We start from the raw sequence: 24,422 nt of genomic DNA, 5'->3' as shown, positions 1-24,422 counted from the left end.
ATAAAATGCAATTTTAAGAAGCTCATTTTAAGCAAAATAAAAAAGCAGTTTTACCTGCTATATTTTTTAATAATTATTATAAACTGCTATTTTAAATCGAGGTGGACCAATATTGACGTATTCATAAAAGTCGTAAATCGTAAACTATTAAAGTCCAAAATGCTGTTTTACTAATTCTTTATATCGCCTTTCATCAATATCCTCTTTCGTTACTTCACCGTTGTTCCACTGGGTAAAAGAAGTGTTCGTTAACGTTTTATTCCCCTCATTTGTCATTTGCGTTATTAAAGGAGTTTTATTAAACGGCGATTCAACGTGCTCAGCAATAATTGTCTGAATCTCGTTAAATTCTGACACATCTGAAATCATGTCTTGTGAATCAAATGCATATCCAATTCTCCAATTAAGATCTTTATGTTTAAGTTTTATTAACAATACATAATCTCCAAATTCAGTGTCCTCTTTTTCAATTCGAAACTCACCATTATTAGAAGTAATAATTTCGCCGGTAAAAGGTACAGCCTTTAAAGGAAGATTAGCCCCAAACCCCGTATCAATTAAGTATGTTTCTTCATTATGTGTTAAAAGAATCGTTACATGCGTTCTTCCAAACGTAGGATATTTTTGAGCTAAATTGTCATACACAACACCTCTAGCTAACCTCACTTTAAATCCATTTTCATGTAGAAATAAATACAGCATTGAATTTAATTCATAACAGAGGCCGCCTTCATTTTTTACTAATAATTTACTAATTAAATTTTCTTTAGTAATCTCTTGAGTTTTATTTTCCATAATACAAAGATTTTCAAAAGGTATACTTTTTGCTGTTTTTTCAAGAATTACATTTAAATGATAAAAATTGATCACCTCATCATACTGTAAACCAATTCTTTTTCGAAACAATAAATTAAGGTCGCTCATAAACCGTTCCTCCATTCTCAGGCAATCGCTTTTATTAATATTATCATTTAAATTTGCAAAGCTAAAAAAATAAGCCACATCTGTAGCTTATAGTCTCTTTTTAAAATAATATTGATTATGCCCCTTTGGATGATCTTCAATTATCCCAAAAACTTTGAACCCATGTTTCTTATAAAACTCCGGAGCCTGAAAACTGAAAGTATCTACTTTGATTAGTCGACATTCCTTTTCGATCGCAAATTCTTCCATTTGTTTGATTAGCTGACTACCAAAACCTTCATGTCTATATTCTTCTGACACCCACAAAAAGTCGATTGCTAAATGGTGCCAATAAATTCTTCCGGTAATACCCCCCACTATTTCTTCTTGATCATTTCTAACGACAAAACTTATTTCTTCAGACGGTGCTTTTCTCTCACCTGGTAAGTTTTTGGAATTATATTCAATTACTTTTTTTCTAATAAAATCACTATCTTCTTTTATCCATTGTTTTACTATTTTCATAATGATTATTCTCCAGTTATCTATTTATTTTTTAGATCTTTTTTAATAAATTACTGATGGAAATAATTTGATGAAAAAAAATCAGCAAATAATACCTCCTTAGGTAGTACATTCTCTAAATATATCTATATTCCTTTTGGTGTAGGGTCATTCTTACTTAAGAACGCAAATAAAAAAACCTTCAAAAATTTGAAGGCTTCAGCATAATGTTTATGGTATAATCTTCCAAAAGGAGTGAAATTATAATGCATAATGCCTTTTTTCCTCTATTTTCAATCATACCGATTCTGTTTTACATAGCTCCATTTGTTTTTATCGTTTGGTTTCTTTTAAAGTTATTAAAAATTCAGCAGGAAAAAAATCAAATTCTTAAAAAAATATCTGATAAACTAGATCACTTAAATAACAATAATCCAAATTCTTGAAAGAGCATATGTCTCTTTCTTTTTTTTATTTATTTTTTTGAAACTGGAATCCATATCTCACTTTTAAAGTTTGGTGAATTTACGTCTTTATGTTCATTCCATAAAATTTCAGGGCCATCAATTTGTTCGTAATTTGAAGATGGAAACCATTCTGAATAAATCCGTCCCCATACATCCTGCAAAGCATTTGGAAATTTTCCAATCGCTTCGAAAACTGCCCATGTTGAGGCAGTTACTTCAAGTTGAATGTAATCATCTGGACAGTCATTTGACGTGGCAACCCCAATATAATGATCAAGTTCACCTTTTTCTTCCATTCTACCTTCTGAGAAATTCGTTGATGCGCTTATAATGCCAGTCGGCTCAAGATTTGAGAGGTCTTTTAGTTGGGTTATTTTTTCCATCGTTAAACTTTTCCACATCGAAGCAATTTCAGGGTTCACTCCATTAAAAATAATCGGAACTCTCTTTTTTATTCCTACAATTCGAAAAGCTTCTTTTTCTTCAATACGATAGTTCATTTCATTTCCTCCTCTAATTGATAATTGGAAGGTCATTCGTGGAAATGCTTTAAGTGAATTGCCATTATTTCTAGCTTCTGACGGAGTAATCCCATGTAAATTTTGAAAGGCTCTCGTAAAGGAATCTGGCGAATTGTATCCGTATTTTAAAGCGATATCTATTATTTTCTTATGATGATCTTTCAGTTCAAATGCTGCTACAGTAAGCCGGCGACGACGTATATATTCTGAAAGAGATATGCCGGCAAGGAACGAAAACATTCTTTTAAAGTGATATTCAGAGCAAAAAGCCCGTCTAGAAATTTCTTTATAGTCAATTTCGCTTGAAAGATTTTCTTCAATATATGTTAGCGAATCATTCATACTCTTAAGCAAATCCATTTTAACACCTCCCTTAGCAATAGAATAACAGGAACCAAATAAACCAATCCGACATTTCAGGTTAAGTTATGTAGGGTCTCCACTTTTAAGTTAAAATCTTTAAAGAGAGCCACATATAAGCAGCTCTCAAAATTTATCATCTATTACATTGATAATTTATATTCATCTTTTACATTCAGCTTCTTATTAACATTAACATAAACCAAAACTACATTTAGTAGCAATAATGCACTTGTTACAAAAAATACATATTTCACGCCTAAATATCCAGCCAACATTTTAAACTCAGCCTATAACATTAGCTAATTCTAATTAACATTTCGATTCAAATAAAATTGGGCACCAAATAAGGTGCCCCTATTTTTTACTTATTGAGTTTGCTTTTTGCTATTTATAAATGAACAGATAATTAATACAATTAACATCCCTAAGCATACAAAAATACTTAATCTGTTCTGTTCACTAAATGCAAATGCTATACAGCTCACACCTAATGCTACTACAGTAAAAGAAGTTACGTACGGAAATCCCCATACCTTATAGTGAGGCATTTTAGTATAAGTTTTGCGAAGCTTTAGCTGTGCTAAACAAATGCTGATCCATACTAATGATACTGTAAACCCAGGAATCGCCATCAAATAACCAAATACACGATCTGGAGAAAAATAAGCTACAAATGTACCAGCAATTAAAATAATTGCACTTACAACAACTGTATAAACCGGTACACCATTTTTAGAAATTTTTGCAAAAACTTTCGGAGCTTCACCTTCAGTTGCTAATGAATACATCATACGTGTACAGCCATAAATGCCTGAATTGGCAGCAGATAAAACCGCCGTAATTAGAACAAAGTTCATAATATGTGCTGAACCTTGAAAACCAACTGTCGATAAAACTTGAACAAATGGACTTTCTTGATTACCAATTTCATTCCATGGAATTAATCCGCAAATAATCAGAATCGGAAGAGTATAGAATAAAACGATTCTCCAAATTACACCTTTGATAACTTTTGGTATTACTTTTTCTGCATCTTTTGTTTCTGTTAAAGTCAACCCAATTAATTCTGAACCACCGTACGAAAAAATGACAATTAATAAAGCTGAAAATACACCTGACCAACCGTGTGGGAAAAACCCCTTATGTTGAACATAATTTTGTACATAGTCACTATGATTACTTGGAATAATGCCAAATAAAATTCCTGCTCCTAACGCAATAAATAAAACAATCATTGTAATTTTAATTCCAGCAAACCAGAATTCTATTTCTCCATATCGTTTCACGTTCATAAAATTAACAATCACAATAAAAATTGCACTAATAAAACTCAATGACCATAAAGACATTGAAGGAAACCAATATTGTAAAAAGCTACCTGCTGCAATTACTTCAATCACACAAACAACTAACCACATAAAGCAGTACAACCATCCGATTACAAAAGATACTCTTGTACCAAATGCTTTACGAATAAATCCTTTCATATTCAAACCTGGAAACGCAATTGCCATTTCTGCAATCGCACTCATCACAACAAGTAATAATAGTCCTGCAAACAAATACGAAAAAATAACTGCTGGCCCCGCTATTGATACAGTTTCTGATGTACCTTTAAAAATACCAGTACCTATTGCTCCACCTAGTGCCATGAAACGGATATGCCTTGGTAATAAATTTTTTTGTAATTCCATATTCTATCTCCTCTTTCTATAACTGTTTTCTTATTTAAAAAAATCGCCCCTGTCACTAACGACAGGGACGATTTTTACCGTGGTACCACCCTAATTGCAGATAATAACTCTGCCTCTTGTTATTTTTAACGATCTATGACCGTCTTTTCCTCATAAATGTCGACCTTTATTTCGAAAAAGAAGCTCCAGGATTGAAATTCATGTTTGTTTTTGTACTGATTCACACCACCCATCAGCTCTCTTAAAACAGTGAAACAAACTTTACTGTATTCCCTTCATTGCAGTTGCTATATTAAGTATTAAATATTAAAAAAGTCCCTACTGATTTTATATCAGTAGGGACGAAATGTTCGCGGTACCACCCTAGTTGCAGAATAAGTCTGCCTCTCGAATTTGATAACGATCAGATTTGACCGTTTTTCCCTCAGGTAAAGATTAATCTTTACTTCGAAAAAAATAGCTCCAGGACCGAAATTCATCCTTATCTTTGTACTGATTTCCACCGACCATCAGCTCTCTATTACATTGAGATAAGTACTACTTAAATTCCCTTCATTGCTTAAAACTATATTAATCTAGTATTAGTAACTCGGTTGTTTTTTAATATGTTTTGTATTATAGAGGTTATTTAATAATTCTGTCAACATCTTTTTATCATTTAATTCTACTACAATTTTAAAAAACTAGATTATATAGTTTGTGACCTATTAAATTAATATAATATAATTAAGAAAAACGGAGGGACTAAACTCATGATAAACATACGAAATGTGAGATTGGAAGATTTATCGGAACTGATAGAAATTGAACAACTTTGTTTTTCAGAAGAAGAAGCAGCAACAAAACAGGCATTCGAAAAACGCATTAAATTAATTCCAGATAGTTTTTTTGTAGCTGAAGAAAATGGTAAATTAATTGGTTTAGTAAATGGTCCTGTAATAAATGAAGCCTTTATTACAGATGACTTGTTTAGCGAAATTACAGAAAATCCATCAACTGGTGGTCATCAAAGTATTTTAGGCTTAGCAGTTGCCCCACAAAGCCAAAATAAGGGAATTGCTTCAAAATTACTATCACATATTGAAAAAGTTTCAAAAGAAAATCATCGTGTTTCGCTTACTCTTACATGTAAAGAAAACTTAATTCATTTTTATGAAAATCATGGTTATGTCAATAACGGAATTTCTAGCTCAACCCATGGCGGAGTTAAGTGGTATAACATGAGTAAAAAACTGTAATATAGCTGTTAAAGCTTTATTACAGTTTTTTATTAAATGGACCTTATATGTAGATGAGTTTAATTCAATTATTCTTGTCCGTACCACTCCATTACTTCGGAAAGTTAATACTTTGTAAAAGCTCGGACGGTTTCTTTACCTTCTACGATTAAACTTCTCAAAGAAAATAGACTGAACTTCATATCTCTTTCCATTCCACCCATACACAAGCTTCAAATTTCCAATCGCACCTCCTCCATCAGTTGAAATCATTACGACAGCATCGGCAACTAGTTTTTTCTTCTCAACGATATAATCCACTGGCACGTGAGTATATACACTATCATCAGAAGAGGTGTCTTTAAAACCTAGCGATTTCAAGTTAACTTTATAAGTTTTTTGTTTAGTTGTTATGGTCACAATATCGCCTTTTTTTTCCATTTCAACTTGACGCTTAACTGCTTCTGGCACTGATTCTATTGGAACTTCATTGTACTCTTCATTTTGATCATTACTACTAATTTGCAATAAATGAACAGGATCATTGAAATTATCCAATACGATAATGACTTCATCTAGTTTGTCTTTATTCAAGTCTTCACTAAGCATTTTGGTACCATATTTCCCACTTTTCCATGTTGGGAAGTGATATAATATTCCTTCATTTCCTATTTGAACGTCAAAATTCCGGTATTCTTTCCAATCAATACGATCAGCAATTAGATAGATATTTTCTTGCCACACATCACTAGGAATCCCATTCATAACTACTCGATCAGCCGCTTGTGCACTTATTGATGAACATGATAAATATAGAAAAGTACCAATTAGAACAATGATTAAACGTCTGTTCATCGAAACACCACCTTTGAACTTAAGTTGTCCTAATATGGAAAATATAACCTCAAGCACGGGGCTTCACCTTTTTAACCATGCAAAAAAAAGAGTTACAAAAAGCAACTCTTTTTATATTGGCTCTTTTATAAAAGATTGTTGATTTTCTTATACAGCGAATTGCAGTGTATTTCAATAAGAAAAATATAGGAATCAAGAAAGATTTGACGAATTTATATTTAGATAAAATATTAAAAGGCAGGTCGTAAAATGAACAATATTCTTTTTCCAGCTTTAGTTTTAATAATTATAGTTGGAGTTATTGCACTATTTAATAGATTAATTAAGAAATCTAAAAGAACATAATGAAAAATACTATTCAACTAACTGATGCATTAGTTGAAAAATGTTAATTAAAAACAATCAGAGAATTATTAGGTATATTCATATAAAGGGGATGATTTAGAATATCACAGCAATGACGAAGAGTAAAAATGAAATTTTGGAAGATATAAAAAAAACTATCGAATTAAGCCTGTAACTGCTATCATCGTAATAATTTTTACCATTTTCATTTTGATGTCGATTATGGGTGGTCTTAAGGAGTTCGGAAAAATTCTAAACTCAGATCATATAAGGGCTTTTATCAATTTGGTCTTCGCATGGAATTTGGGATTTGGACTATATCAAGGAATTTGGCGTTTATCTAACTCTCGAAAAATTAACAAAGTACTTTTCCAAAAACTTGAGCAGTTTATAAATGAAAGTGATGAGAAAAGTTATGATGAAACTGAAACGGAAGTATACGAAATGGTCAAAGTAGCATATGCGGATTACACAGAGAAATATAATAAACTCAATAAAATTTACTGGACAAGTATTAAATTAAGTTTCGTATTGCCATTTATTGCACTCGTTATTTCGCTTGTTTACCATAAGTTTTAGTGAGGATTAGGTGATACAAATTTCATAACACATTTGGCTATATTTTTGGATCGGATAAATATAATTTAGATATCATTCTAAACAATACAATAGGGAATATCGCAATTTTTATACCACTTGGATTTCTTTTACCGATCTTATTAAAAGGCTCTGTTAATATTNNTCGAGACTAATTGAAATGGAAGGTGCGAAGACTCCTATGGGAAATGCGGGAAACTTGAGACCCCTAAAGGCTTCGCCGAGGAGGCTCAAGTCACGCCCCATGGAAAGCGAAGTACCTGGAATGGAAAATCAACATTCTTTTTTAACAGAGCCTATTAAAAAGATATAGTACGTACACAAACATTTTTATAAAAGGATTTGCAGTGACAGCTACAATTGAGATTCTACAATTCTTCCTACAGATAGGTCAGTTTGACATAGATGATATTATTTTGAACTCAATTGGAATAATACTAGGCTACTCTTTTTTATGGTTGCTTATTAATAATCCATTAATGACAAAATGGAAATTTACTAAAAGAAATTTTAATTAGAAAGTCAATAAGTTGGAGATTTCAATGGGTTTACTTGTTTCAACAGTTGGATGAGTAAAAATAGAAAAAATAAAAGAATGATACGAACGCGTGCTTTAGTTGAATTAGAAAAAGCAAAGACCACAAAAATTTTTGTGGTCTTATTTTTTGTTCAAAAATCAACAATTTACTTTAACAGCCTTTAAATTAAGAATTTATTTCAGCTGTATGTACCTGCTCCTGTAATATTTCACCCTTAACCCTTCTTTCTAACGCAGGAGTAATTCGAACAAATATAAGAATACCGATTACACCTAAACTTGTTAAAAAGAATGATGTTGCAAAATTTGATAAATACGCACTTAATGAAACAGTAATAGAGCAGATAAACATCGCTAAATTAAATGTTAAACCTGCGACTGCCATATATGAACTTCTTGTTTCTTCAGCTGGTAAATTAGCCATATAGTTTTGTTGTACTGGTACTCTTAATACTTCCGCAACGGTTGCTACAAACATCGCGATCAATAAAAGTAAAATAGAATTACTATATGAAATTACCGCATACCCAGCAACAAATGCAATACAGCTCCAGATTAACGTTTTTTGATCATCTAATTTGTTTACTATTTTAGTAGCAAAAAGTGCCATTACAACTACAAGTAACGTATTTTCTGTCCGTAGGAAACCATTCATCTCGATTCCACCAAATGTCCAATTAAATAGATGTCTTGTGTGGAAATCATTCGCTAATCGAATACTTATATAATTAGTTAGTTGAAATTCCATTGAAAGAACAAGTAAGCCTGCTAGTACATAAAGAATAAAGAGTTTATCTTGAAAAACGTCTCGATAATTCGAAATCATTTTATAAGCGTGATGACCAATCGTCTTTGTCTCGGACTTTTCAGTTACCAAACTTTCTTCAACAAAGAACGTAATTAAAACCCATGTAATAAACGAGGCAACTGAAAGTGCTAATAATAATTCAAAGAAATATGATTTAAATAAAAATCCTCCCAATACTCCACCAATCGCGATTGATAGGTTGTTTGACCAATACATGATTGAGTACATAAGTTTTCGTTCCTCTGGCTTACTCACATCTATAAGCATTGCTTGATTTGCCGGACCAGCTAATCCCCAACAAATACTATTTAAAGTCATCATTAAGAACGTAATAATCGGAGACGAAAACCAAGGCGAATTACAAAGCATCATTGTAATAAAAGCGAGTAAACGCAACGTCTCAGCAAACACCATCGTCTTCTTTCGACCAAACTGATCTGAAAAATATCCACCAAAAAAGTTCATAATGATTCCGATAAATACATTTACAAGTAAAAGTAGTCCTGCTTGTTTTACTCCAAAATGCTTAGATAAGTAAATCGCCATAAACGGAAAAATCATGCTTCCAATCGACGAACTTAAGAAAGATTCGAGTAATCGAATTTTTATATTTTTGTGAAACCTAAGTATCCCCATGCTGTTTATTCCTCTCTTTATCTATTGAATCCTTTTCTCCTTAACCAGTTAAAAAATACAATTTTTAGTTCTCAAGTCGGGTAAAACAACAAATATTTGCGTGAAAATTCCCCTTTTTAAAATTTTTCACTCATTTAGCATATCAGTAATTTTCGATTATGCCAATATGGATTAACCATACTTTTATCCTATAAAAATATGAAAAATTGGAATGCTTTAAGCAAACCAATTTTTCTCGTTTGTTTTTGAAAACTGTATGCGTATTTTTTTAAGGCACCTATTTCAAATAAAATAACCACCTATTCGTAACATTCCATTTATCAATACTTATCACCTAGTACAGCCCCTTCAAAATTACTTTTTTACTAGTGCAATAATCAACATTCGTTACAAGCTATTCTTTATCTGATCTAAAACATTAAATAAAAATATTTAGTAGATAATAACTAAATTTAACTTCCTATAATGCTACTTATTGATATTTAACCACAATTAGATTATCATCTAATTAGATGAATATAAAAGTAGGTGTTTAATAAGTGCAATTAAGTAAAATTGTAGATTTTCATAAAGCATTAGGTGATCTTACCCGTGTCCGCATTATCGCTTTACTACAGCAAGGTCATTTAAGTGGGCAAGAAATTGCAAGTAAATTAAATCTTAAGCCCCCAACGATTACTCACCATATGACAAAGCTAAGAGAAGTTGGTCTGATTAAAGAACGCCGTGATAAAAATACAATCTATTTCTCACTAAACACAAAAATCTTAGAAATGAGTGCTAAAGCAATTTTCACTGTAGGATCAGGAGGAGATTCAAATATGGAAATGTCAGTAACTGAAAGCGAACGCTCAAGCATTATTACTAATTTCTTTACTACAGAAGGCAAACTTAAAATTTATCCTGCACAACGAAAGAAAAAGCTTGTTGTTTTAGCGCATATGGTGAAAGGGCTAGAATTCGGAAGAGTTTATCAAGAAAAAGAAATAAATGAATATTTAAAGGAATTTCATGAGGATTATGCTACGTTAAGACGTGAGCTTATTATGTGCCAATATATGTATCGAGAAAATAATCAGTATGAATTAAATCCGGTTGAATTATGGTGGCTAAAATAATTGGCAGAGTATAGGAGTGTTAAATTCGACGAAATGGGCCAATAAAAAATAGAAAAAGAGATATCATTAAAATATCTCTTTTTCTATTTAAATTATTTACTTGGCTTCGTAGAAATATATTTCTTAACTACTTCCATTACATAATCCTGACATGCAGCAGCTGTAGTTGGATCATATTTACCGCCATTTGTTTTGTTGTTTGATAATACACGAATTCCTAAGAAAGCTACATTATATGCTTGAGCGATTTGAGCCGCTGCAGCACCTTCCATTTCTTCTACAGAAGTACCATAAGTATTATGGAACCATTTAATACGATCAACTTCATTATTCCAAACGTCTGCAGAGCCGATTGTACCTTCTACAACTTTACCTTTAGTATATTTGTTTTTTACTGCATTTGCAGCCGCTAATAAATCTTTATTACCTTCGTAAAAACGTGGTTTTTCAGCATTTGGATCTTCACCTGCACTACCTTCAGAAGCCATTAAGTCCATTGGTTTCCAAAGAGTTGCTTCAATTCCCTGGTTTTCATCTCTAGATCCTGTTTTTAATGAACCAATATTTGTTGTTTTTTGACCTAATACAATATCAAAAACATTTAAATTAGCATCGTGTCCACCAGATGTACCTTGGTTAATAATTGCGATCGGTTTGTATTTTTCAATTGCGATTGCTGTAGCAGCCGCTGTATTTTCCATACCCTTACCTGTTTTAGCTACGATAACTGGATATTTATCTAAAGTACCTTTGTAAAATACGAAGCTACCTGATTTTTCAATTTTTACATTTTTTAACTTACTTGCAAATTTTTCAGCTTCTATTGGCATTGGACCTTCAATAATAATTGGTCTTAATTCCTTAGTTTTTGCTTCTGCAGTATTTGATTTAAAGCTATTACCTACAGATACAGAGATTAATAGTGCACTAGCAATTCCTACTAAACCGAACTTTTTTAACATGTCTTTTCCCCCTTGATGTATCACACTCGATGCTTTAGCCCAAAAAAATAGTCTAGAAAATGTAGAACAATCTCTACCTTCTAGACCTACGAAAGTTAAAGTATGGATAAGCAATAAATAAAATTTAAATGCTTGTCCTTAATTATTGGTTACATAAAATGAATACCAATACTACTTTAACTCGTAGTCCAGTTCTTTCATTGGGAACTAGGTAGAAACGCTCAAGACCATATTACTGAGCATATACGAGTAATGTTTATGAATGATTACACTGTTAATATATCAAACTAGAAATATATTTTCAATAGTAAATATGAACTTTTTCATAAATTTTTATTACATCGTTCGTATTTTAGTAAAAAACAAACGGTTAAACTAGATAAATAAAGTAAAAAAAACGTTTTTAATTAATTTCACGAAAATTCTGAAATAAAATTTCATATTATTAAAATTCGAATTTTATTGGTCTTAAAAATAATTCCTCTAACGTTTCTTTAGGATTTTTATGTTCAAAAATAATATCATACAATGCGTTGCAGATCGGTAGATCAACATCATATTGATCAGAAAGTTTTTTTAAGGCATTAATTGTTGAAACTCCTTCTGCTAATTTATCAAACGGTTCTCCTTCAACAAATGATTGTCCAAACTTTCGATTGTGACTATGCGCAGAAAATAGTGTTGCCTCATAATCACCTAGATGACTTAAACCGTAAATTGTTACATCATTTCCTCCCATTGCTCTGATTAAACGAGAGATTTCCCTGGTCCCTCTAGCCATCAACGATCCCTTTAAGCTACTATAGTTTAAACCATCAAGCATGCCTGCTGCTATTCCCATGACATTCTTTGTTGCTGCTCCAATTTCATTCCCAATTAAATCTTGACCAAGATAAAAACGAATTAATTCACTATTAAAATCTTTCGCGATCTTTTTTGTTACCTCAATATTTTCCGAACCAATAACCATGCAATTTGGTATATTATTTACAAAATCCTGTACATGGCCAGGTCCTACCCAAACCACTACTTCTGTATTTTCCCCAACTTCTTCCCTAAAAACTCGAGTGAGTCTTTTTCCACTAGTAGATTCTAATCCCTTCATACATAAGATAAATGTTTTACCAAGTATTTCATTATATTGACTTAATCGCTTTGCAAATGCTCTTAACTCTTGGGCACTAATCGATATAATAATGACTTCTGCAAAAGATAATGCACCTTCTAAAGAACTCGTTAACTCAATTCCATCTGGTAGGCTTAAATAGTTATTTTTTCTTGTATGATTTAATCCACTAAAATTTCTAGAGTTTTCTCTTCCCCATAAAATTACATTGTGGCCAATTCGATTAGCGTACCAAGCCAAAAAGGTTCCCCATCGTCCACAGCCTAATACAGATACATTCATATATTACTCTTCCTTCCAAAATTATGATCTAGTAATGGACTTAACATAAAACTCAAATAAGAAGTCTAATTAAGTAACTTATTAGACTTCTTCAGACTGGTGAAAAATTGAGTTCTTCAAATGATCTTTTGAGTAATGATGGTTGTGACTAAAGCCGGTTATGAGTACGTTATTTTTGTTCATGAACCCCTTATGAGTAACCTATTTCCCTATTCTCAATGAATTACTTACTCATGTCTTAAACTTCTTTTTATTTCTAAAAATTCACTTTTCACAAAGTCCAATTAATTAGTAATCCAGCGTGAGTTAATCCACCGCCGAATCCGTAAAGTAAAACCTTATCACCATATTTAAGCTTTCCTTCCTTCGCTCCCTTAGCTAATGATAAAGGAATTGTAGCAGATGATGTATTTCCACAATCAACTAAGCTATTTAACGTTTTATCGATAGGAAATTCACTTCTTTCACAAATTGATTCAATCATTCTTAAATTTGCACTATGAGGAACAAACCAATCAACTTCATTTATTGAAGTTGAGCCATTTTTAAGTACAGTTTGCATACCTTTTGGTACAGTTGTAACAGCCCATTTATATACTTCTCGTCCGTTTTGAACAATATTACTGTTATGAAGAATTTCTTCTCCAAACATTTGATTCGATAAATTTGAGCAATACAAATGCTTTCCTTTTTCCCCTTCTGAGCCTAAATAAGAGGTAATGAAGCTAGGTTGGTCTTCATCATATTCTACTAGAGCTGCTCCAGCACCATCTCCAAATAAAATACAAGTAGTGCGATCTTCGTAGTCAGTTATTTTGGATAATGTTTCTGCGCCGACAACTAAAATTTTTCGATTTAATCCGGATGTAATTAATCCATTAGCCATGTATAAGCCGTAAGTAAAACCTGCACATGCAGCATTTAAATCAATTGCCCCTGCGTTTTTTATTCCGAGCTTTGCCTGAATTATCGAAGCAACACTTGGCGTTTTGTAGTCTGGCGTTAATGTACATACAATTATCATATCTACATCTTCAACTGACTTATTGTATTTTTCCATCAAGTCTTTTACAGCGTTAAAGCTTAAGTCACTTGTGTATTCATTTTCAGTTGCGATTCTTCTCTCTTTTATGCCAGTTCGCTTTACAATCCATTCATCATTTGTTTCGACTATTTTTTCTAAGTCTTTATTTGTTAATACTTTTTCTGGAACATAAGAACCTATTGCAGTGATACGCGCCTTTGAATTGTGCATTATAGTCACCTCAGTCTCATTTAATATTTTCTTTTTAACATTATATCACCAGATATTAGAACTAGGTACTAATTTTATTCAAAAATTTTTTTATTCTTTTAATTTCAAGAAAGCATCCTGAGTTAAGCTTTGGATGGAAATAAAGGCAATTAATAAAAATTATAATTCTAACGTCATAAAAACACTATTCGGATCATCTTTATAATCAGCAAATGGCTGACAATATTTAAATCCAAAATGTTCATATAGTTTTTTTGCTGGCGTAAATGCTTCCATCGAACCTGTTTCCAAACTTAGTTTCTTGTAACCTCTATTTTTTGCCTCTTCAATAATGTGTTGGAGCATTCGTCTTGCCACACCTCTTCTTAAATGGGCTGACGAAGTTCTCATCGATTTTACTTCTCCATGCAAATGGTCAAGTTCTTTTAGCGCTCCACATCCAGCTAACTCACCATTGTCCCATACACTCCAAAACGTAATTTCGGGCTTATTTAATCCTTCAAGGTTTAAAGCATGTATGCTTTCAGCCGGAGAATGTTGCGTCATACCTTGCAGATGCTCACTAATTAGCTTAGCAACTTCAGTCCCCGTTAAGTCATCTACTTTAATTTCCACGTAATTCCCCCCCCCATACCGTTTAATTCTTTTTTTGTGTTGTTTTTATTATACTAAATTACCACTTCTCGCTGATTTTTTTAGTATTAACTCATATACACTTCATAAAAAAGTATTTTATGGAAAAAATAAACAATCTAGAAGATAAATTAGAAGTCAAAAGAAGGAATTTAAATGAATCGTAAAATAAGTATAACTGGCTTTCAATTTTTCAGTATGATTTTTATTTTTGGGGTTGGTACTTCACCACCTGTTGAAATATATTCAAGAGCTAAGCAAGATGGATGGATTAGTTTATTAATAGGGCTATTTGTCGCTTGTTTATTGTTTTCTGTGTATATTAAGTTACATTCATTCTTTCCTGACATCCCCTTAACAAAATATGTTCAGGTTATTTTAGGTAAATATGTAGGGAAAGTAATTGCATTAGTCTATATCATATATTTTATTTATATCTCAGCACGAGCTTTACGTGATTTTGAGGATTTAGTAACGATCACACTATTTAACGCTTCTTCTTTATTCTCAATTGGGATCATCATGATGTTTTTAATTATGTATGCAATGTTTAAAGGGCTTGAAACATTTGCACGAGCAAATGAATTTATATTTATGATGATCATGATACTTGTTTTTATATTTATTGGATTTGAAATCATATCAAATTTAATCAAAATAGATAATTTAAGACCCGTTTTAGAAAATGGATGGAAACCAATTTTTAAAGGAGCATTTCCAATTTCGGTCACAATACCTTTTGGTGAAGTACTGACATTTACAATGATCATGCCACACCTAAATAAGAAAGATAAAGCCATGAAAGTTGGAATCCCAGCCTTGATATTTTCAGGACTAATCTTAACTTTATTCGGAATGTTAAATACTGCAATATTAGGTCCTTCAGTAATCGAAAGAACAACTTATCCACTTCTAACATCGGTTAGCTATATTAATATTGCTGATTTTGTCCAAAGATTGGATACTTTCATTGTTGTTATTGCAGTATGTAATGCTTTCGTAAAAATTTCAATCTACTTTTATTGCGCATTATCAGGTGCTGCAGATTTATTTAATGTAAAGAAGAGCGATCAATTGGTATATCCTCTTGCTATTATTACGATTTTAAGTTCGTTATGGGCTGCATCAAGTCTTCTTGAACACCATAAAGAAGGGGTTGATTTAGTACCATATTTACTGCACATACCACTTCAAACTATTATTCCGGTTAGTTTATTACTAATCCACTTAATTCAAGGGAAACTTAAAAGTAATAAAAACATGAATTACAATTAACGAAATACAAAAAGGCTACAGTTTTCACTGAGCCTTTTTGTATTATTTTTATTTATTGTGTAACCGTTATCGTTTTAGGTGTTGATGAAATTTTAAATCCGTCTTTCGTCAGAATATCTACTGTAACTGAATATGTTCCATTTGGAAGATCTTTATCTGGTGCCCAACTTGTTCTAAATGTATGCTCATTTTCAAAAGTAGATGAGTCTACAAGTTTCCCAGTAGCATCTTTAATATTAATTGTCCAGTCTACTCTGTTGTAACCATAAAGAGAAATTCTCGCAGGCTTAGATTGGTTTACACCAGTAGATGGAGAAATACCCCAAGTTACCATTGCCATACTTTGTTTATTATAACTTTGATCTCCCCATGTTGTCCAAGACATATTTCCTGCATAATCGATTGATCTTAATACCATACCTTTTGGTTCGGTATTAACTGTTAGAGTTGTTACGCCTGGTGGTAATTCATAAAATGTTCCATTTACATAAATATCGACGTAGTTAAAATCAGTTGCATTATCTGTCGCATTAAATGAAATTACATATTTTCCGTCCTTTGGTGTGACCTTAATATCAGAAATTTTTGGTGCAACTGAATCCACAATCATTGGCATTTTCACAGTTTGCGGCTTAGCGTTCGGATAAGCTAATGTTGTTTTAATGACGTAATAGTAAGTACCATCTGGAACAAAATTGCCTGATGTGTCTTTCATATCCCATTGGTATAAGTTGTATCCATAATTTCCATTAAACATCATGTTTTTATTAAATTTCCATGGTTCTCCAGTACCTGTATATTCACTAAAGTCACCTAAGTATCTAAGTTGTTTTCCTTTTGAATTTTCAATAGATACCTCAGCTTTTTCTAAATTTCGTAAGACGGCCATTCCACCAAAAATTCCCTTATCTAGATAGTTTGGTGAGAAAGCAATATGGTTTAAATCAAAGTTTACTCCATTGAATCCTAATGGTGCTCCCCCTTCTGTAGTATCATTCCAAAGTGCTGTATACCCTGCAAATGCATCTTTTTCCCACGCTGGAGCGTCGATATTTCTTGGTTCATCCCATTTCCCATTGAAACCCATATATGGAATGGATAAAGGTACTGCCTTCGTTGAATCCTTAGGTACAAGGCGGACAAAGCCTTCAACAAATGCATTTTTTCTTAACGTTCTAGGTAAGCGAATTTCTACATTTAGGTTCTTCTCTTGTCCTGGTTTAATTTTGAATGTAGCACCATCTGTACCATTTACCTTTTCACCATTTACATAGATTGAGGCACCTTCAATTTGTTTGCTACTTAACGTTAAATAATCTTTTGAATCTAAAGTTCCATCACCATCTAGGTCAAATTGCTTCGTTTGAGTTGCATCTGTTAATAAGTCTACATTAACTGTGTACTCGTACTCCACTTTCGGTTTCTTTGTTTCAAGTGATTGTACATTTAAGTTAAAAATTGCTCGGTCGTTCTTAATTTCTTTTAATGCTACTGCCCCAGCTTGCTCAAGCGGTGTATCTTTTCTTGTTACAATAACTGGCGTATTAATCGCATTTTGAATTTGCATTAAACCAGAACCTTGAACACGGGGTGAATAAGGAACATCACTATTTGTTCTTGGATCCATTTCGATTTTAGATGTATTCATTAAAGCAACTTTTGCTTTTAAGACTGTATCTTCTGAATGCTGTAATCCTTTTTCATAAAGTGATTGTAATACTAAAGCTGAGCCACCTGCAACATGAGGTGTCGCCATTGATGTACCACTCATTACTTGATATTTATTTCCAGGAATTGTTGAATAAATATTACCGCCAGGCGCAGAAATTTCTGGTTTAAAATCTAACGTAGGTGTTGTACCCATCGATGAAAAATAAGACATCGTGCCTTTATCAGGGTTGTCTACCCAATAATCGCCGATATTTTTCATACTTAAATATTGACCACTAGGCATACTGTTCAATTTATTTAGTAAAGCTTCACCAATTGATTTACTTGTTGAAGCCGTTGGGGTTGCAGCACTCGTTACAGGTAGAGTAACATAATCTGGCCAATTTGATGGTGGAATCATAATAATAGCCTTTGCTCCAGCTGACTTCGCAGTAAATTGAATAGATGAAACAGTACTATATGAATTTAATAATTTAACTACTGCAATATAATTCGTTTTACCTTTTGGATAATTTGCAGCGGTTTTGCCTTCACCTACGTATACTAAATCATAGTCTGTATTTGGTAATAGATTAGTAGATACATTAAAAGCTTGTCCATATTGAGAATGATCTTTGAATGGTATCGCTAGACTTCCATCTGAAATTGCATTCATATGAATTTTAGTATTTTCATAGGAAGCAACTGATAATGCGTATGGGCTCACCCCTGGTGAACCAACTGTTCCAATATCTGGATCTTCTGCATATGGTTGTAATGTTGAAGGAACTAGTAAAGCTCTCGAACTGTACGCTGAATTTCCAGCTGCCACTACTACTAGTGTACCTTGTTCCGTCGCCATACGAATTGCTTTTTGTATCGGATCATAATTTTCGTCTACATAACCTGCATCAGAACCTAAGCTCATATTAATAACATCTGCGCCCATTGTAACTGCATGCTCGATTCCTGCGATAATATCATCTTCGTAAGCTCCACCACCATTATCAGAAAATACCTTTTCTGCTAATAGCTGTACGCCAGGTGCAATTCCTTCAACTCCACCCTTCGTATCGTCTCCATTTGCCCCAATCGTTCCAGATACGTGTGAACCGTGTGAGCTACCCTTTTGACCAGGAATAACATCCGTATCGTTATCTGCCCAGTCATATCCTGTTGGAACTTTATCTGAGTACCAAGTTTCGTTTACACTGGTCTCTTCAAACTTTTTAGTAATACTATCTTTCGTCCATTTTTCTTTCGCTTTTGCAGTGTCAGATAGAGTCATATCTTTATGCGTATAATCAATCCCAGAATCTACGACAGCAACTAATAACCCTTCGCCTTTATAACCATATTGTTCCCATACTTTCTGAGCTTGTACTAACTCTTTACTTGCTGCCATATTTTCCTTAAATATTCTAGCAACTTGAACATGTGTAACGCCTGGAAGAGACTCGATATCCTTCAAGTTTTTAAATTTTGTCTCGATACTAAATCCGTTGAACCCTTTAAAATAACGGTGTTTAAGCTTCATTGTTTCATTTGATTTAGCATTTTTTATTTTTGAGATTTTATCGATTACTTTATCTTGCTTTTCTTTAAATAACGTACGTTTATTTTGTTTTGTGATTTCACTATCACTTGGTTGATCAACTTCTACAATTAAATGAACAAGTTCATCTGGTTTATAGTTATTTAATTGCTCGTTCTTTTTAGCAGCATCATATATAGATTCTTTTTGAGTAGATTCTGTTCTCTTGACTAACATTGGTTTAACTTGTTCCACACTATCATGTGATGAATTAGTTTGGGTTGAAAAATGGTTGTTTTCGGCAAATACCGTAAAGGATGTAAAAAGTAATGATGTTAAAGCTGCAGTTGATAAAACTTTAAATGCTTTCAATTTTCCGTTTTTCATTAACAACTCTCCTAAAAATATTCTAGTATTTACAAATCCACTTTGCTTCCAAAGAGATTAATAGCTAAATATAATGACAATTACAATTTACCCATTACGTGGCTATTAAATAAATACTATTCAAATTTTACATCCCTTATAATTGAACGTATATTGGGGGAATTCCAATTAATTCATCCAACGCATTTTTCATCAATTAGTACTTAGAAATGTCAAATAAACTTGATAAGCATGTGGTTTTCGGGAAGAATATAAAGATTTTTGTCGAATTATTTATTTTTTTAACAAAATACAAAACTGAAAATTGGGAAAATTTAAAAGGAATCACGTTAAAGTTATCAATTTTTCTACAACTTTGACGATAAAACAGGACATAACACCCATATAACAGTTAAAAAAATATCGAAAAACTATTCACATGTAAGAACTTACAATACGAAAAAGGTTACATATTTTTGATTGCATAAAAGTATAGAAGTTTTTAAATTACTGTTGTAAATTAAAAAGACATAGGCACCTAATGTAACTCAGTTCCTATGTCATATTCATGCTAAACCTTTTTCCCCAATGAAAACCCTTCAAACAGTCGGCCCCCATAAGGTTGTAAAATATCATTAGCTAATTCGATTATTCGATGTTTGTTACCAATCGTATAAAATAAGTCAAAAGCTTCTACAAAACGATTTGCAAAATCTTCATCATAATGTCTTAATGAACGTACGATCCATTTTGAAGAACCAACCCATTTTTGATTAGTTCTCAAAACGAATTCGCTTACTAATTCGGCAAGAGTATTAGCGATAAATAATCCTTCAGCTCTATTAGAGGTACCTATAAAATCATTCAGTGCATCCGTAATAAAATAACGCTTTAACTTGATCGTTTCCTCTGACCATTTTTCTGGCCCTTTATCTAAAATAGCATTTGCCTCTTTTTTAATATCATTAATTATCCCTTCATCTTTTAATACGATTCCCTCTGAAACCATCCTCGGTAATGATGGCCTGGCTCTCTCATAATCACTTTCAAAAAATTGTTTATAAGATGTTACGTTATGAACAAAAACTTCAATGTTCCAATCAAATTCAATTAACGATTCCCTATAAGATGAAGTAAGATCTTCAACAAAAATTACGATATCCAGATCAGATGTTTCTGTTGCTTCACCTCGAACTACGCTACCTGCCAATAATGCTCCCTGACAGTTTGGAAAGTACTTATTAATAAAATGGTTTGCTGCTTCAATAGGGTTTAACTTATTAAAATGATTCATTTTCATCTCCCTTAATTTAATACTTTTATTTCAAACTATTTTTAACAAGTTTGCCAGATTGTAAAAATGGAATCAATTGTTTTTTACACTGTTTTTACAATGTTCCAATATTTTGACAATAATTGTTCTTTATACTTAAAAAGTAGTTGAAAAGTAAGTTAGGAGAGGATGAAAGTCTTGTTTAAAAAGTCACTTATTCTTGTATTTATTGTAATACTATCAGTAATAACTATGTTCTCGTTCAACAGTCAACCGATTTTTGCAGAAGAAAAAGCTAGTTTTGAAAGAGGAAAACAGTCTAATATTAAAGTCATGTCTTACAATATTCATCATGGAGAAGGATCAGATACAATTTTAGATTTGAAAAGAATTGGAGATGTCATTAAACAATCCGGTGCTGATATTATTGGTTTACAAGAAGTAGATAATCATTTTTCAGAACGAAGTAATTTCAAAGATCAAGCGAAATGGTTGGCAAAATATGTAGGAATGCATTATACATATGCAGCAAACCTCGACTATGAACCTTTGCAGGTAGACCAACATCGTCGTCAATATGGAACGGCAGTACTAAGCAAATATCCAATCCTTTCTGCCAAAAACCATCTGCTCACTAATATCCCGTATCCAGTGAACCCGACAGAACAGCGCGGTCTTTTAGAAACCGTCATTAATGTTAGGGGAAATCATATCCATTTTTACAATACTCATCTTGATAATAAAAGAGCAGAACAAAGAGATCTTCAAGTCAGAGAAATACTTAAAATAGCAAATCATACGAAAGGTTCAAAAATCCTAGTAGGAGACTTCAATGCCACACCTGAAAGTACAGAAATGTTAAAAATGACATCGCAATATAATGATGCGTTTGACGTTCTTGGTCAAAATGAGGATTATACCTATCCAGTAGAAAATCCTAATCATCGCATTGACTATATTTTTACTTCTGACGATATTAAAATTTCCACGGGGGAAGTTTTAAAAACAATTGCATCTGATCATTTACCAATTACTGCTGAGCTAGCACTTACAAAAATGAAAGATAATACTTAGTCACCAAAAACTAATCATTTCTCAAAATATGTTACAAAAAGACACTCTTTAATGGAGTGTCTCAGTGTGTAGACAAAGTCCCAAAAATTTGATTTTCATACTGATTGCAAGCGCTTGTCTTTCNNAACGGTAATGAGCACCGCTTTAGCAGGCGAAGTAACGAAGAAAGCGAGCGTTTGGCGGGCAGTCTGAGACACTCTATAATGGAGTGTCTTCTAAAAGTTATAGGACTTATAAATTCGGATAAGATATTTTATATTTTCTTGACACCTCTATCAACTTCTCAATTTTCTCAGTAGAAAGATGACCCTTAGGCTTTTGGAATCCACTATGAAATAGCACGGATAATTCTTTTACAAATTCGTCAAAACCTGATGGATATGCTGTAACTATGAACTGAGTATCTTTTGAGCGCACTTTAAATGTATGAGGAATCCCTCGAGGAGCAAAAACATAATCCCCAGCCTTTGCCAAAATTGTTTGATCCCCTATAAAAAAAGTAATCTCACCTTCTAGTACATAAAACGTTTCGTCCTCTAATTCATGCATATGAAGAGGAGGGCCACCATCTTTTTTGCCATTGCAATGTAAAACACAAAAAGCCCCATTTGTGTCTTCCCCACTTACTAATATTGAAGTAAAGTCATTTAAAAAGAAATACGTATTTTCTTCAGTAATACTTCGGTGCATAAAGCCTGTAATACTCTTTTGTTCGAAAGCCATTTTTATCCCCTCTTCTGCTTTTTACATTATTACTTTTAATATGAGCGCGAACTTTGATCTCTAATTTAATGCTATTCATAGAAATTAAGCATATTCTTTTTTTGAGAAAGCGTTAATTATTTTCAAAGCTAATTAATAAAATAGATCGGCATTATTTCACGCTATTAAAGTAAAAGAAATCCATTATAAATTTCCGTATTATACTTTTTACTTCATAGAAACCAGATTTTGTCTCTGAACACGAAAAAAAGGCTAGCATCGCTAACCCCTTTTCATTAGGTAATTGATAAAGTTAATTATTAGGATATAGAATCTCATCAATGATTCCATATTCTTTTGCTTCTTCTGCACTCATAAAATAATCTCGATCTGTATCCTTAGCCACTTTTTCGATTGACTGGCCTGTTCGCCCGGCAATAATTTGATTAATATGCTCACGTAATTTTAAGATTCGTCTTGCAGATATTTCGATTTCTGTTGCCTGACCTTTTGCTCCCCCTAATGGTTGATGGATCATGATTTCGCTATTTGGAAGCGCAAATCGTTTACCTTTCGTTCCCGCCAGTAATAGCATTGCACCAAAAGATGCTGCCATTCCTGTACAAATTGTTCTTACATCGGGCTTGATATATTGCATCGTATCATATATGGCAAACCCAGCTGAAGTCGATCCACCAGGGCTATTTATATAAAGTGAAATTTCTTTATCAGGTGCATCTGCCGCCAAAAATAATAATTGTGCAACTACACTGTTTGCTACATGATCATTAATTTCATCACCGATAATAATAATTCGATCCTTTAACAAACGGGAATAAATATCATATGAACGTTCACCACGATCAGATTGTTCAATTACATAAGGAACTGTAGTCATTTAATAATCCTCCTTAAAAGCATTTATTGGCTATGCTGCCATGCAGAGAGTGCTTGAAGGAGTTTGATTACGAGATGGTTGGAAATTACCGTAAAACATTTTAGGACTTTCAACGATGTTACCTAAGGAAGGAATAGCTTGAATTAAGACTGTAGGGTCCTGCACTTCTAAAGCTATATGAAAAACTTCTTCAAGTTTCTCACGTTCTTCCTCATTCCAAAAGTAATCAACAGAAAGTGATTGCTCTTCTTTGTTAGTTTTTTCTATACGCTTTTTTGCTCGATGTAGGCTAGATTTGATGGCTATTTCTGTTGTTCCTAAGATGTCTGCAATTTCCTTAGATTTATATTGAAATGCTTCTTTTAGAAAAAAGATAATCGCTTGTTTTGGAGTAAAATAATTAAGTAAGAGCTCCACACTATTCATTTTATGATCAACGGAATGATGAGTTGCATATTGAGAAAGTTCAAAATCAGGAGTAGTTGCCTCTTCTTTTCTTTTTCGTAAAGTATCGATCCAATGATTGTAAGCTATTTTATTTAATAAAGCCGAGTTTATTTTTTCTTTATTATAGTATTTTACCGCTTTAAAATAGGATTCCTGAGCAATATCGTCACCGTCCCAATCATTTTGGGCTAAAAAACGACAATATCGTTGCAGTTTAGGATAGTACTCTTTCCAATAGAATTCATCAGACCTTTCATCCAGATTTCCTTTTTCTATGCTGCGGGGGCTAAACTTACTAGACATTCATGTTCACTCCTTTATCAACACTCTCTACCCTATAAACGCAAAAGAACTTTAAAAAGATACGGGGGGAAAAAGT

Annotated in this window: 21 protein-coding genes, 1 pseudogene, 1 riboswitch and 2 other annotated features; of the genes and pseudogenes, 6 read left to right on the top strand and 16 right to left on the bottom strand. The window is 32.7% G+C overall.

The window, feature by feature from the left end:
* Positions 1 to 147: 147 nt before the first annotated feature.
* From COC46_RS01420 to COC46_RS01395, 5 genes are all read right to left on the bottom strand, one after another.
* Positions 148 to 924: an arylamine N-acetyltransferase family protein gene (locus COC46_RS01420; protein WP_098807984.1), complete on the bottom strand. Its 777-nt coding sequence runs from the start codon at positions 922 to 924 to the stop codon at positions 148 to 150.
* Positions 925 to 1,011: 87 nt separating this feature from the next.
* On the bottom strand, positions 1,012 to 1,428 hold the full coding sequence (locus COC46_RS01415) for a GNAT family N-acetyltransferase (protein WP_098807983.1): 417 nt from the start codon (positions 1,426 to 1,428) through the stop codon (positions 1,012 to 1,014).
* Positions 1,429 to 1,882: 454 nt separating this feature from the next.
* A complete protein-coding gene (locus COC46_RS01405; RefSeq protein WP_098807981.1) occupies positions 1,883 to 2,755 on the bottom strand; it encodes an AraC family transcriptional regulator in 873 nt (290 codons plus the stop codon).
* A 143-nt stretch (positions 2,756 to 2,898) separates the two neighbouring features.
* On the bottom strand, positions 2,899 to 3,033 hold the full coding sequence (locus tag COC46_RS22520) for a hypothetical protein (RefSeq protein WP_255294780.1): 135 nt from the start codon (positions 3,031 to 3,033) through the stop codon (positions 2,899 to 2,901).
* A 90-nt stretch (positions 3,034 to 3,123) separates the two neighbouring features.
* Complete coding sequence (locus COC46_RS01395; protein WP_098807980.1) at positions 3,124 to 4,452, bottom strand: amino acid permease; 1,329 nt, start codon at positions 4,450 to 4,452, stop codon at positions 3,124 to 3,126.
* 60 nt (positions 4,453 to 4,512) lie between these two features.
* Positions 4,513 to 4,740, bottom strand: a binding site (T-box leader).
* 46 nt (positions 4,741 to 4,786) lie between these two features.
* Positions 4,787 to 5,017 (bottom strand) — a binding site (T-box leader).
* Between the two features lie 187 nt (positions 5,018 to 5,204).
* Between COC46_RS01395 and COC46_RS01390 the strand changes: the two genes are divergently transcribed.
* On the top strand, positions 5,205 to 5,690 hold the full coding sequence (locus tag COC46_RS01390) for a GNAT family N-acetyltransferase (RefSeq protein ID WP_098807979.1): 486 nt from the start codon (positions 5,205 to 5,207) through the stop codon (positions 5,688 to 5,690).
* Between the two features lie 135 nt (positions 5,691 to 5,825).
* Here the strand turns inward: COC46_RS01390 and COC46_RS01385 are convergent, their stop codons facing one another.
* Entirely contained in the window at positions 5,826 to 6,524 is a 699-nt protein-coding gene (locus tag COC46_RS01385) for a hypothetical protein (RefSeq protein WP_098807978.1), read from the bottom strand.
* Positions 6,525 to 7,154: 630 nt separating this feature from the next.
* Here COC46_RS01385 and COC46_RS01380 point away from each other — a divergent pair.
* Positions 7,155 to 7,448: a hypothetical protein gene (locus COC46_RS01380; RefSeq protein ID WP_141550861.1), complete on the top strand. Its 294-nt coding sequence runs from the start codon at positions 7,155 to 7,157 to the stop codon at positions 7,446 to 7,448.
* Between the two features lie 326 nt (positions 7,449 to 7,774).
* Positions 7,775 to 7,984, top strand: a pseudogene (locus COC46_RS23065) (VanZ family protein); the annotation flags it as partial.
* A gap of 186 nt (positions 7,985 to 8,170) precedes the next feature.
* Here the strand turns inward: COC46_RS23065 and COC46_RS01365 are convergent.
* Positions 8,171 to 9,448 carry an MDR family MFS transporter gene (locus COC46_RS01365; RefSeq protein WP_098807975.1) on the bottom strand — a complete coding sequence of 426 codons (1,278 nt, stop codon included), beginning with the start codon at positions 9,446 to 9,448 and terminating at the stop codon, positions 8,171 to 8,173.
* A 539-nt stretch (positions 9,449 to 9,987) separates the two neighbouring features.
* On the opposite strand from COC46_RS01365, the gene COC46_RS01360 reads away from it, so the two are divergent.
* Positions 9,988 to 10,566: a DUF2087 domain-containing protein gene (locus COC46_RS01360; RefSeq protein WP_098807974.1), complete on the top strand. Its 579-nt coding sequence runs from the start codon at positions 9,988 to 9,990 to the stop codon at positions 10,564 to 10,566.
* 92 nt (positions 10,567 to 10,658) lie between these two features.
* Here COC46_RS01360 and COC46_RS01355 read toward each other — a convergent pair whose 3' ends face one another.
* The 4 genes from COC46_RS01355 to COC46_RS01340 form a co-directional block, all read right to left on the bottom strand.
* Entirely contained in the window at positions 10,659 to 11,528 is an 870-nt protein-coding gene (locus tag COC46_RS01355; RefSeq protein WP_098807973.1) for a 5'-methylthioadenosine/S-adenosylhomocysteine nucleosidase, read from the bottom strand.
* 164 nt (positions 11,529 to 11,692) lie between these two features.
* A riboswitch (purine riboswitch) is annotated at positions 11,693 to 11,797 on the bottom strand.
* Positions 11,798 to 11,973: 176 nt separating this feature from the next.
* Positions 11,974 to 12,936 (bottom strand): NAD(P)H-dependent glycerol-3-phosphate dehydrogenase, encoded by a 963-nt coding sequence (locus COC46_RS01350; RefSeq protein ID WP_098807972.1) that lies wholly within the window; start codon positions 12,934 to 12,936, stop codon positions 11,974 to 11,976.
* Positions 12,937 to 13,207: 271 nt separating this feature from the next.
* Entirely contained in the window at positions 13,208 to 14,191 is a 984-nt protein-coding gene (locus COC46_RS01345; protein WP_176545018.1) for a ketoacyl-ACP synthase III, read from the bottom strand.
* A gap of 159 nt (positions 14,192 to 14,350) precedes the next feature.
* Positions 14,351 to 14,806 carry a GNAT family N-acetyltransferase gene (locus tag COC46_RS01340; protein ID WP_098807971.1) on the bottom strand — a complete coding sequence of 152 codons (456 nt, stop codon included), beginning with the start codon at positions 14,804 to 14,806 and terminating at the stop codon, positions 14,351 to 14,353.
* Between the two features lie 174 nt (positions 14,807 to 14,980).
* Here COC46_RS01340 and COC46_RS01335 point away from each other — a divergent pair, with 174 nt between their 5' ends.
* Positions 14,981 to 16,099, top strand: a complete 1,119-nt coding sequence (locus COC46_RS01335) for a GerAB/ArcD/ProY family transporter (RefSeq protein WP_098807970.1) — start codon at positions 14,981 to 14,983, stop codon at positions 16,097 to 16,099.
* A gap of 52 nt (positions 16,100 to 16,151) precedes the next feature.
* Here the strand turns inward: COC46_RS01335 and COC46_RS22990 are convergent, their stop codons facing one another.
* Both COC46_RS22990 and COC46_RS01325 read right to left on the bottom strand, forming a co-directional pair.
* Entirely contained in the window at positions 16,152 to 19,670 is a 3,519-nt protein-coding gene (locus tag COC46_RS22990; protein ID WP_098807969.1) for a S8 family serine peptidase, read from the bottom strand.
* A gap of 550 nt (positions 19,671 to 20,220) precedes the next feature.
* The gene (locus COC46_RS01325) at positions 20,221 to 20,943 is read right to left on the bottom strand and encodes a nucleotidyltransferase domain-containing protein (protein ID WP_098807968.1); all 723 of its coding nucleotides are present in this window, start codon (positions 20,941 to 20,943) and stop codon (positions 20,221 to 20,223) included.
* 177 nt (positions 20,944 to 21,120) lie between these two features.
* Here COC46_RS01325 and COC46_RS01320 point away from each other — a divergent pair, with 177 nt between their 5' ends.
* On the top strand, positions 21,121 to 21,996 hold the full coding sequence (locus COC46_RS01320) for an endonuclease/exonuclease/phosphatase family protein (RefSeq protein ID WP_176545017.1): 876 nt from the start codon (positions 21,121 to 21,123) through the stop codon (positions 21,994 to 21,996).
* Positions 21,997 to 22,227: 231 nt separating this feature from the next.
* Here COC46_RS01320 and COC46_RS01315 read toward each other — a convergent pair whose 3' ends face one another.
* From COC46_RS01315 to COC46_RS01305, 3 genes are all read right to left on the bottom strand, one after another.
* Entirely contained in the window at positions 22,228 to 22,719 is a 492-nt protein-coding gene (locus tag COC46_RS01315; protein ID WP_098807966.1) for a quercetin 2,3-dioxygenase, read from the bottom strand.
* Positions 22,720 to 23,011: 292 nt separating this feature from the next.
* Complete coding sequence (clpP, locus tag COC46_RS01310) at positions 23,012 to 23,596, bottom strand: ATP-dependent Clp endopeptidase proteolytic subunit ClpP (RefSeq protein ID WP_098807965.1); 585 nt, start codon at positions 23,594 to 23,596, stop codon at positions 23,012 to 23,014.
* A gap of 30 nt (positions 23,597 to 23,626) precedes the next feature.
* Entirely contained in the window at positions 23,627 to 24,346 is a 720-nt protein-coding gene (locus tag COC46_RS01305; protein WP_098807964.1) for a sigma-70 family RNA polymerase sigma factor, read from the bottom strand.
* Between the last annotated feature and the right edge of the window lie 76 nt (positions 24,347 to 24,422).

Origin of the sequence: Bacillus sp. AFS041924 (genome assembly GCF_002577195.1) — a bacterium.
GTDB lineage: Bacteria > Bacillota > Bacilli > Bacillales > Bacillaceae_G > Gottfriedia.
The sequence above is the reverse complement of the archived record's forward strand: the minus strand, read 5'-3'. Positions and strand labels throughout refer to the sequence as shown.